The sequence below is a fragment of the Streptomyces sp. NPDC059695 genome, from assembly GCF_042733785.1.
Taxonomy (GTDB): domain Bacteria; phylum Actinomycetota; class Actinomycetes; order Streptomycetales; family Streptomycetaceae; genus Streptomyces.
In genome coordinates, this window is record NZ_JBHWFF010000064.1 from 1 (window position 1) to 10,289 (window position 10,289).

Consider the following 10,289-nt stretch of genomic DNA (forward strand, 5'->3'; position numbering starts at 1 on the left):
GTATCAACTAATCTGGCGTTGATTTTTGGCACGCTGTTGAGTTCTCAAGGTGCGGACGCTTCCTTCGTTCCTGTTTCCAGGCCCTCCGGGCGCTTTCTTCGTTTCCGACTCTATCAGATCTTTCCGATCCGATTTCCTCGGTGCTTTCCGGTCCTTTTCGCTTTCGCTCCAGGCCCTTCCGGCGTTTCCGACTCTATCAGATCCTTTCGGTGTCTGACTCCCAGTCAGGGGGGTTTGTCTTTCCGGCTGTTGGGCCGTTCCGACGTCTCAAACTCTAGCGGGTTTCCCCGGCGACTCATAATCGAGTCTTTCGAAATGAATTTCGGCATGCCGAAATTCGTCCCGGTGGGGAGTCCGTGCTGAGTAGAGGTGCCGCATCAGCGGCGGGAGTGGCTGTCGAGGAACCGTTCCGGCTCCGTGACAACTCGGAGAACACTACGCATCCGGCAGGGGGGTGTCAACCCCCGTCAGCCCGGGTCCGGCATCCCGGGTCCGTCAGTCCAGGTCCGTCAGGCGGCCGCCGGCGTCCGGCTGGGTGAGCTCCACGCGGCGGAGGAGCCGGATCAGCGCCTCGCCCAGGAGGCCCCGCTCCTCCACGCTCAGGTCCTGGAGGAGCTCCTCCTCGAAGTCGGTGGCCATGCGCATGGCCTCCAGCCACTTCGTACGGCCCTCGTCCGTCAGCTCGACGATCACGCGGACCCGGTTGTTCTCGTCCCGGTCGCGGGTGACCAGGCCCTCGCCCGCCATGCGGTCGATGCGGTGCGTCATCGCCGCGGGCGTGAGCCCGAGGCGCTTGGCCAGCTCACCGGGGCCCAGGCGGTAGGGCGCGCCGGCGAGGACGAGGGTCTTGAGGACCTCCCACTCCGCGTTGCTGATGCCGAGGTCGGAGAGCTGGCGGCCGTACGCCACGTTCATCCGGCGGTTCAGCCGGCCGAGGGCGGACACGACCTTCTCCACCTGCGGGTCGAGGTCGCCGTACTCGCGCTGATACGCGGCGATCTGCTCGTCGAGGCTCGGCTCCTGGGGAGCGGTGTCGGACATGCGGCGAGTATCCCACGCCTCTCGTTGGCATTGAAGTCCTTCGGTGTGTACTGTTAAGACGTTAACTTTAGCGTTGAAGTCTTCAGGGTTCAGGCGTACACCTCCGAACCCGCGACCGAAGTGGGTGAGTGTGACCAAGGCGAGGGGCGCAGCGATGCGCCGTATCCAGGCAGGCAGCGCGCTGAGCGCGTTCGGACTCGGCTTCACCGTCCCGTACCTCTATGTGTACGTGGCGCAGGTGCGGGATCTGGGCGCCGCGACGGCGGGCATCGTGCTGGCCGTCTTCGCCATGGCCGCACTGGTGGTGCTGCCCTTCAGCGGGCGGGCCATCGACCGGCGCGGGCCCGTGCCGGTGCTCCTGGTGGCCTCGGTCGTCGCCGCGGTGGGCGCGGTGGCGATGGGCTTCGCGTCGAGCGTGCCCGCGGCCGTGGGGGCCGCGGCGCTGCTCGGTGCCGGTACGGCCGTGCTCCAGCCGGCGCTGGCCACGATGATCGTCTGGTGCTCGGAGCCCGCCGGTCGTACCCGGGCCTTCGCGATGCAGTTCTTCCTGCAGAACCTCGGCCTCGGCGTCGGTGGTCTGATCGGCGGTCTGCTGGTCGACACGACCCGGCCGGGCAGCTTCATCCTGCTGTTCTCGATCGAGGCGGCGATGTTCCTCGTGCTCGCCGCGATCGTCGGGACCGTCCGGATGCCGGGGTCGCCGGCGCTCCAGGGCACCCGTCCGTCCGAGGGCGGCAAGGGCGGCGGCGTCCGCGCGCTGCTCGGGCACAAGGCGATGGTGCAGCTGTGCGTCCTGGGCTTCGTGCTGTTCTTCGCCTGCTACGGGCAGTTCGAGTCGGGTCTCGCGGCGTACGGCACGGAGGCCGCCGGCATCCAGCCGTCGACGCTCGGGATCGCCCTCGCCGCGAACACGGCGGTGATCGTGGTCGCCCAGTTCCTGGTGCTGCGGTTCGTCGAGCGCCGCCGGCGGACCCGGGTGATCGCGGCCGTGGGTCTGATCTGGACCGTGGCGTGGCTCATCGCCGGGTACGCGGGTCTCGGGCACGGCAGCCAGGCCATGGCGACGGCGGCCTTCGTCTCCACGTACGCCCTCTTCGGGCTCGGTGAGGCGATGCTGTCGCCGACCGTGGCCCCGCTGGTGGCCGATCTGGCCCCCGAGTCGATGGTCGGGCAGTACAACTCGGCCTTCGCCCTGGTGAAGCAGCTGGCGCTGGCCGTCGGTCCGGCCGTGGGCGGGCCCATGGGAGCCGCGCTGCACGGTCCGTACATCGTGACCTTCGTGCTGTTCTCGCTCGGGATCACGTTCCTGGCCGTCCGTCTCGGCAGGCAGCTGACCCCCGAGCAGAACCAGCCCTCCCTCGCCCTCAGGACCTCGAAGGTGGTCGCCCGGCACGAGCCGGTGCGTGAGAGCGAGACCGCGGCCGCCTAGCCGGATCAGTCCGGCAGGGCGAACTCGCACCAGACCGCTTTGCCGCCGCCCGGCGTGCGGCGGCTCCCCCAGGACGAGGCGATCGTCGCGATGATCGAGATACCGCGACCCGCCTCGTCCTCCGTTTCCGCCCTGCGGCGGCGCGGCAGGTGGTCGTCGCCGTCCGTGACCTCGATGATCAGGCGGCGGTCGGTCCTGCGGAGCCGCAGGCGCATGGGCGGGGTCCCGTGCTGGAGCGAGTTCGCCACGAGTTCGCTGGTGGCGAGGACGCCGAGGTCGCGCAGTTCGACCGGGAAGCGCCAGGACGAGAGGACCCCGGAAGCGAAGGCACGCGCGCGCGGGGCGGCCTCGACCCCGCCCAGGAGTTCCAGGGCGGCGTTGTGGAAGAGCTCGGCGTCCGCGCCCCTGCGGGAGGGGTGCTGGACGACCAGGACGGCGACGTCGTCGTCGTGCTCGGCGGTGACGCCGAGGGCGCGCAGGAGCCGGTCGCAGACCACCTGAGGGGTGCCGACGGCACCGGCGAGGGCGCGGGCCAGGGCGGCGACGCCCTCGTCGATGTCCTCGCGGCGGCGCTCGACCAGACCGTCGGTGTAGAGGACGGCGGTGGAGCCGGGCGGCAGGGCGATGGAGCCGGAGGCGTGCAGCCAGCCGCCGGTCCCGAGCGGCGGGCCCGTCGGGTCCTCGGCCCGGCGGACGGTGCCGTCCTCGTCCCGTACGAGGATCGGCAGGTGTCCGGCGGAGGCGTACACCAGCCTGCCCTCGCTGGGGTCGTGGATCGCGTACACACAGGTGGCGATCTGGCTGGCGTCGATCTCGGCGGCGAGGCCGTCGAGCAGCTGGAGCACCTCGTGCGGGGGCAGGTCCAGGCGCGCGTAGGCCCGGACGGCGGTGCGGAGCTGGCCCATGACGGCGGCGGCGCGCACGCCGCGGCCCATCACGTCGCCGATGACGAGGGCGGTACGGCCCGCCCCGAGGGTGATCACGTCGTACCAGTCGCCGCCGACGGCCGCGTCGGCGACACCGGGCTGGTAGGTGGCGGCGATCCGCAGGTCGTCGGGCTGCTCCAGCTCCTGCGGGAGCAGGGAGCGCTGGAGGGTGACGGCGGTCTCGCGGTGCCTGCGCTCGCTGGCCCGGAGCCGCTCGGCGGCGTCGGCGTGGTCGGTGACGTCGGCCGCGTGGACGAGGACGCCGCCGCCTTCGAGGCGGGGGCTGTCGACGGGCAGGCAGGTGACCGTGTACGAGCCGCCCTCGCGGGTCCGGCGGGACTTCACCGTGCGGGGCTTGCCGCTGCGGAGCACCTGGTCCATGAGGGGCAGCAGGCCGAGCTCCTCGGCCTCCGGGCAGGTGTCGGCGACGGTGGCGCCGGCCGGGCGGTGGCCGAAGGCGGCGGCGTACGCGTCGTTCACGTACGCGATGCGGTGCTCCGGGCCGTACACGAGGGCGACGAGGCCGGGGAGGCGGCCGAGCAGCTCCCGTACGGAGAAGTCCTCCAGGGCGGGGACGTCGACGGCCGCGGCCTCGTCGTCGGGCTGCTCCGGCTGCTGACCGTACTCACCGCGGGCGGCGGGCACGGAGCCCTCTGTCCCCCGCGCCGCGCGGCGCTGCGTGCCGGGGAGCCGGGCGCTCCAACGGGTGAAGTTCACGGATCTGTATGCCTCGTGGTGTCGGTGCCGTGCAGAGTCACGCTGTGCAGGTGTGAGCCCACCTATGGTCACACGTCCAGTGTGGACGAGTGCACTGACAGTGATGTCAGGACTGCGGCTTGTCGCCGTCGCCGGGGGGTGGAGAGGCGGCGAGTTCGAATTCGGCCCTGGGGTGTTCCAGCGACCCGAGGGAGACGATCTCCCGTTTGAACAGCCCGGACAAGGTCCACTCGGCGAGGACCCGGGCCTTTCGGTTGAACGTCGGGACGCGGCTGAGGTGATAGGCGCGGTGCATGAACCAGGCCGGATATCCCTTGAGCTTGCGTCCGTAGACGTGGGCGACCCCCTTGTGGAGACCGAGGGAGGCGACGGATCCCACGTACGCGTGCGCGTACTGCTTGAGCGGCTGTCCGCGCAGGGAGGCCGCGATGTTCTCGGCGAGGACCCTGGCCTGGCGGACGGCGTGCTGGGCGTTGGGGGCGCATTCCCTGCCAGGCTCGTCCGCCGTGACGTCGGGGACGGCGGCGGCGTCGCCGGCCGCCCAGGCGTGCGGGGCGCCCTCGACGGCGAGGTGGGCGGTGCAGCGGAGCCTGCCGCGTTCGTTCAGCGGGAGGCCGGTGGCGGCGAGGACCGGCGCGGGTTTCACGCCGGCGGTCCAGACGACGGTGCGGGTCGGCAGGCGGGTGCCGTCGCTGAGGACGGCGACCCGGTCCTCGCAGGACTCGAGACGGGTCTCCAGGCGCACGTCGACGTTCCGGGCGCGGAGCTCCCGGACGGCGTACCGGCCCATGTCCTCGCCCACCTCGGGGAGGATCCGGCCGGAGGCCTCGACGAGGACCCAGCGCAGGTCCTCGGGCTTGAGGTTGTGGTAGTACCGCGAGGTGTAGCGGGCCATGTCCTCCAGCTCGGCGAGGGCCTCCACGCCCGCGTAGCCGCCGCCGACGAAGACGAAGGTGAGGGCGGCGTCGCGGATCGCGGGATCGCGGGTGGAGGAGGCGATGTCCATCTGCTCGATGACGTGGTTGCGCAGCCCGATGGCCTCCTCGACGGTCTTGAAGCCGATGCCGTGGTCGGCGAGGCCGGGGACGGGGAGGGTGCGGGAGACCGATCCCGGGGCGAGGACCAGCTCGTCGTACGTCATGTCGACGGCGCCGGTCCCCTCCTCCGCGGTGGCGAGGGTGGAGAGGGTCGCGGTGCGCTTGGCGTGGTCGACGGACCCGACCTCGCCGATGACGACGCGGCAGCGGTCGAGGACCCGGCGGAGCGGGACGACGACGTGACGCGGGGAGATGGAGCCGGCGGCCGCCTCGGGCAGGAACGGCTGGTACGTCATGTACGGCTCGGGGGTGACCACCACGATCTCGGCGGTGCCGGCTCTGAGCTCCGCGGCGAGCTGCCGCTGGAGGCGCAGCGCGGTGTACATGCCGACGTATCCACCGCCGACCACGAGAATGCGCGCAGGTTCGGTCACTGTCCCATGACGCACCCCCGTCCGTGGTTTGTCCACAGGCTCGACAAATTGTGTGACCGGAGGGATACGGAGGCGCGGGGTGGCGCGCGGGCGGCGTACGGGGGGAACGACGCAGGTCACACCCTGTGGGGCGGGTGGGGAGAGGGGTCGGAATCGGGAGTCTTCCGGGCCTTGCTCCGATCGGGGGGCGCACCGTACGGAACTCCCCCTTCTGAATTGACCCCGACTCAACTATGTTCGTACTTCGTCGGGGTGTCGGATCGCGGCGCGCGCGTGGACCGAAGCGCTCGTCCGTCGGAGGCCCCGTGTCAGGGCGGGGAGTCTCCGGGGGGAGACATCATGAGCGGGGGAACGCTTATGCAGATTCAGGATTCACGCTGGCAGTCGGGCGCCGGGACGGCGATCGCCGACGGACATGCCGTGGGGACGGCCGAGCCGCGCCTCGGCGCGCCGGTGGCGGGCGGCAGGGCCGCGCCGCTGCGGGTGGACGCCCAGCGCAATCTGGAGCACGTGCTGCGGGCCGCCCGCGAGGTGTTCGGCGAGCTGGGCTACGGGGCTCCGATGGAGGACGTGGCGCGCCGGGCCCGGGTCGGGGTCGGCACCGTCTACCGCCGTTTCCCCAGCAAGGACGTGCTGGTGCGGCGGATAGCCGAGGAGGAGACCTCCCGGCTGACCGAGCAGGCGCGGGCCGCGCTGGGCCAGGAGGAGGAGCCGTGGTCGGCGCTCTCCCGGTTCCTGCGGACCTCGGTGGCCTCGGGCGCGGGCCGTCTCCTGCCGCCGCAGGTGCTGCGGGTGGGCGTGGACGAGTCCGGGGTGCCGCTCGTCGGACCGGACGCGGACGAGGCGGCGCGGGTGCCGTACCAGCGCGGTGTCGCCGACGCGTCCGACCCGCGCGTGGTCGCTCCGCGTGCCGTGCCCGCCGAGGAGCGGGACGACGCGGGGGCCGCGGAGCTCCTGGAGGTCGTCGGCCGGCTGGTCGACCGGGCGCGCGAGGCGGGTGAGCTGCGGACGGACGTGACCGTGGCGGACGTCCTCCTGGTCATCGCCACCGCCGCCCCGGCCCTGCCGGACGCGGTGCAGCAGGCGGCGGCCTCGGCCCGGCTCCTCGACATCCTGCTCGAGGGCCTGCGCTCCCGGTAGGGCCGTTCCGGAGGACCTTCCGGAGGCCCTTTCCGGAGGACCCTTCCAGGACCTCTGCGCGGACGGCGCCCTTCGAGGGCCGGGCGGAGTGGTCCGGGCGGTTGTCCCGGCAGAGTGGTCCGGGCGCGGTGGTCCGGGCGGACCAACCAGCCTGACACGAACGTGTGAACGGTTACGCCCGGATACACGAAGTCGCCCCGGACGAGTGGTAAGTGGACGCGGCGCTTCGGCGTGCCCGCGCTCTGTGGCAGGCTGGGCCGGAATTCGGGTCTGAGCGTGCGTACGGGGGCTTCCGCGATGAGCGGTGACAGTCGGGACGATCCGCTGGGCGGGGCGGAGACCGGGGACCTTTCCTCCCGGCAGGTTCCGAGCCAGGGCGGGCCGGGCGGTCTCCCCGGAGCGCCGTCCGTACCCGCCGAGCCGGCCGAACCGAGCGTGCCGCAGCAGCGCGAGGGCAGGACCGCGGGGCCGGGTGCCGCCGCGACGGGTGCCGGTCGTCCCGATCCGGGTGCCGCGCCCGACGAGCCCGACGAGCCGGACACCGTCCTCCCGCCGCCGCTCGAACTGCCGCCCTCCGACGCCGAGCTCGTCCAGCTCATGCGGGACGGCGACGGCTCCGCGTACGAGGAGCTGTTCCGCCGCCACTCCGACGCCGTCCGCCGCTACGCCCGGACCTGCTGCCGGGACGCGCACACCGCCGACGACCTCACCGCCGAGGTGTTCGCCCGCACCCTCCAGGCGGTCCGCGGCGGCGCCGGCCCCGAGCAGGCCGTGCGCGCCTACCTCATGACCAGCGTCCGGCGGGTCGCGGCGCACTGGACCAGGACCCAGAAGCGGGAGCACCTCGTCGAGGACTTCGCGGTGTTCGCCGCGGACGCCGCCCGCTCCTCCGAGGTCTCCGACCACGACACGACGGACCTCGGCGCGGACGTCCGCGCCATGCACGAGGCCGAACAGTCCCTCGCCATGCAGGCCTTCCGCTCGCTGCCCGAGCGGTGGCAGGCCGTGCTGTGGCACACCACCGTCGAGGAGGAGTCCCCGAGCGAGGTCGCCCCGCTCTTCGGACTGACCGCCAACGCCACGGCCGTGCTCGCCAGCCGGGCCCGCGAGGGCCTCAAGCAGGCCTACCTCCAGGCGCACGTCAGCCAGTCCCTGACCGCGGGCGGCGACTGCGCCCGCTACGCGGACCGGCTCGGCGCCTACGCGCGCGGCGGGCTGCGGATGCGGGCCGAGCGGGGCCTGCGCAAGCACCTGGACGAGTGCGCCAAGTGCCGGCTCGCCGCCGGTGAGCTGGCCCACGTGAACTCCGGTATCCCCGCGCTGCTGCCGGTCGCCGTCATCGGCTGGTTCGCCGCCGGGTACGCGCTCAAGGCGGCCGGTGTCGTCGCCGGCGGCACCGTTGCCGCGGCCGGTGCGGGCGCGGCGGCCGCCGCCACCGGGTCCTCCGGCGGAGCCGCCTCGGGGGGTGCCGTCGCCGAGGGGCTGGGGGCACCCGCGAAGGCCGGCATCGCGGCGGCCGTGGCGGTCGCCGCGGCCGCAGGGCTCGTCTGGGCGATGGCCGGGGACCCTCAGCCGGTGGCCGCGCCCCGGCCCGCGCAGCCGGTCGTCACCCCGATCGTGCCGGAGCCCGCGCCCCCGGCGAAGCCCTCCCCGAAGCCCGCGCCGCCGGCCCCGCCCGTCGCCTCCGCGCCGACGCCCGAGCCCACCCCGCCGCCGGAGCCGGCACCCAGGCCCACGCCGAAGCCGACCCCGCCGCCGTCCCCGACACCCACCCCCGAGCCGACGCCCGAGCCGAAGCCGACGCCGACGCCCACGCCGCCGCCCGAGAAGCCCTCCCCGAAGCCGACGCCCCCGCCGCCCGAGAAGCCCGCGCCGCCGTCCGTCTACCAGGTCAGCGAACTGGACTACGGGATCTTCGGCGACGGCACCAGGCCCGAGGTGTCCCTCTCGGACAGCAGCTGGATGTGGCAGCGGAACTCCCTGTCCGTCGGCGGCACCCCGTACGCGCACGGGGTGAGCGTCCACGCGCCGTCCTCACTGCTCATCGACCTCAACCGGCAGTGCACGAGCTACGACGCGGTCGTCGGCATCGACGACCTGAGCGCCTGGCTCGGCGTCGGCGGCGTCCGTTTCTCCGTCTACGGGGACGGGGAGCGGCTCTGGCGTTCCGACGTCGTCCGGGCGGGCGACCCGCCCGTCCCGGTGCACGTCGACCTCTCCGGCCGCTCCACGATCCGGCTCGTGGTGGAGGAGCACACGCCGTTCGGCCGGGCCGCGGTCGCCGACTGGGCGGAGTCCCGGATCAGCTGCTCCTGACGGCCCGCCCGGAGTCCGGCGGGGCGGCCGCGAAGGGTTCGAGGAGGCCGAGGACCTCGTCGAGGCCGAGTCCCGCCCCGGCCGCGCGGGCCGCCGCCACGGCGGGCGCGTCGAGCTCGGCGCGCACCCGCGCCTCCAGGCCCTCCAGGTCCCGGAGCTCGGGAACGGATCGCGGGGTGTCCCGGCGCCACAGGTCGACGGCGGCCATGACCCGTACGGCGAGATCCGCCTCGCCCGCCTCGGCCAGCGTGAGGGCGAGCCCCTGCCCCAGGCCGACGGTGACGAAGTCCGCGCACTGGGCGTCCCGCGCCACGCGGAGCGCGGTGACGGCCGTGGTGACGGCGGCCGCTCCCCTGCCCTCGTGCGCCTCGACGCGGGCGGCGATTCCCATCACCGCCGCCTCGAAGTGCGGGGGCGGGGTGCCGAGCCCGACGGTCCGGCCCGCCTCCTCCAGCTGGGCGCGGGCCTCCACGATGTCGCGGCGGTGGAGCGCGAAGGCGGCGCGGAGGAAGCAGACGTACGTCTGGCTGTCCCGCACGTGGTAGCGGTCGGCCTCCTGCGCGGCCTCGTCGAGGATCGTCTCCGCGGTCTCCAGGTCGCCGGTGCGGTAGGACAGTTCGGCCAGGCGGGCGAGGAGGAAGGGGGCCTCGGCGTGGGCGCCGACCTCGCGGGCGAGCCCGAGGGCCTCCTCGTACGCCTCTCCCGCCTCCGCGTGCCGCCCGCGCATCGTGTACGACTCGCCCGCCGCGCTGGCGATCTGCGCGGCCATCCAGCGGTCGCCGACCCGCCGGGCGATGACACGGAGCTCGGCGAGGGCGTCGTCGACGCCGGGCATGCCGCCGGGCATGTCGACGACCATGTGCGTGCGGAACATGAGGCTGACGCCGAGCTCCCAGTCGCCGCCGTGGCGGCGGCAGTTGTCCACGGCGGTGTCGAGGAGGGCGCGGACCGCGGGCGGGTCCTCGGTGAGGTACGCGGTGAAGGGCCAGAGCAGACCGGGGAAGCGGGCCGCCTCGGGGCCGGGCTCCTTCCCGAACGCGTCGCGCACGCGCCGTACGAGCGCGAGGGTCTCCGGCTGCTGGAAGTCGCCCATCGTCTGGCTCTCGACCGCGAGGAAGAAGTCCAGCATGCGCAGGTGCATGCGGGGCCAGTGCCGGGGGTCGGCGGGGGGGGGGGGGGGGGCGGCGCGGCGGGGGGCGCGCGCGCGCCCCCCCCCCCCCCCCCGCGGGGGGGGGGGGGGGCCCCCCCA

7 protein-coding genes are annotated in these 10,289 nt (G+C 73.6%); 3 read left to right on the forward strand and 4 right to left on the reverse strand.

Going from position 1 to position 10,289, the window contains the following annotated elements; all coding sequences use genetic code 11:
- Positions 1-495: 495 nt before the first annotated feature.
- Positions 496-1,041, reverse strand: a complete 546-nt coding sequence (locus ACFV2S_RS37210) for a MarR family winged helix-turn-helix transcriptional regulator (RefSeq protein ID WP_385570577.1) — start codon at positions 1,039-1,041, stop codon at positions 496-498.
- A 154-nt stretch (positions 1,042-1,195) separates the two neighbouring features.
- Between ACFV2S_RS37210 and ACFV2S_RS37215 the strand changes: the two genes are divergently transcribed.
- A complete protein-coding gene (locus ACFV2S_RS37215) occupies positions 1,196-2,470 on the forward strand; it encodes an MFS transporter (protein ID WP_385570580.1) in 1,275 nt (424 codons plus the stop codon).
- Between the two features lie 5 nt (positions 2,471-2,475).
- Here ACFV2S_RS37215 and ACFV2S_RS37220 read toward each other — a convergent pair whose 3' ends face one another.
- A complete protein-coding gene (locus ACFV2S_RS37220) occupies positions 2,476-4,113 on the reverse strand; it encodes a SpoIIE family protein phosphatase (protein WP_385570583.1) in 1,638 nt (545 codons plus the stop codon).
- 106 nt (positions 4,114-4,219) lie between these two features.
- Entirely contained in the window at positions 4,220-5,584 is a 1,365-nt protein-coding gene (locus tag ACFV2S_RS37225; protein WP_385570585.1) for an NAD(P)/FAD-dependent oxidoreductase, read from the reverse strand.
- 357 nt (positions 5,585-5,941) lie between these two features.
- Between ACFV2S_RS37225 and ACFV2S_RS37230 the strand changes: the two genes are divergently transcribed.
- Both ACFV2S_RS37230 and ACFV2S_RS37235 read left to right on the forward strand, forming a co-directional pair.
- On the forward strand, positions 5,942-6,724 hold the full coding sequence (locus ACFV2S_RS37230; RefSeq protein WP_385570588.1) for a TetR/AcrR family transcriptional regulator: 783 nt from the start codon (positions 5,942-5,944) through the stop codon (positions 6,722-6,724).
- 297 nt (positions 6,725-7,021) lie between these two features.
- Positions 7,022-9,040, forward strand: a complete 2,019-nt coding sequence (locus tag ACFV2S_RS37235) for a sigma-70 family RNA polymerase sigma factor (protein WP_385570591.1) — start codon at positions 7,022-7,024, stop codon at positions 9,038-9,040.
- Here the strand turns inward: ACFV2S_RS37235 and ACFV2S_RS37240 are convergent.
- Positions 9,027-10,181: a hypothetical protein gene (locus tag ACFV2S_RS37240; RefSeq protein ID WP_385570594.1), complete on the reverse strand. Its 1,155-nt coding sequence runs from the start codon at positions 10,179-10,181 to the stop codon at positions 9,027-9,029. The two genes, ACFV2S_RS37235 and ACFV2S_RS37240, sit on opposite strands and share 14 nt — an antisense overlap.
- Between the last annotated feature and the right edge of the window lie 108 nt (positions 10,182-10,289).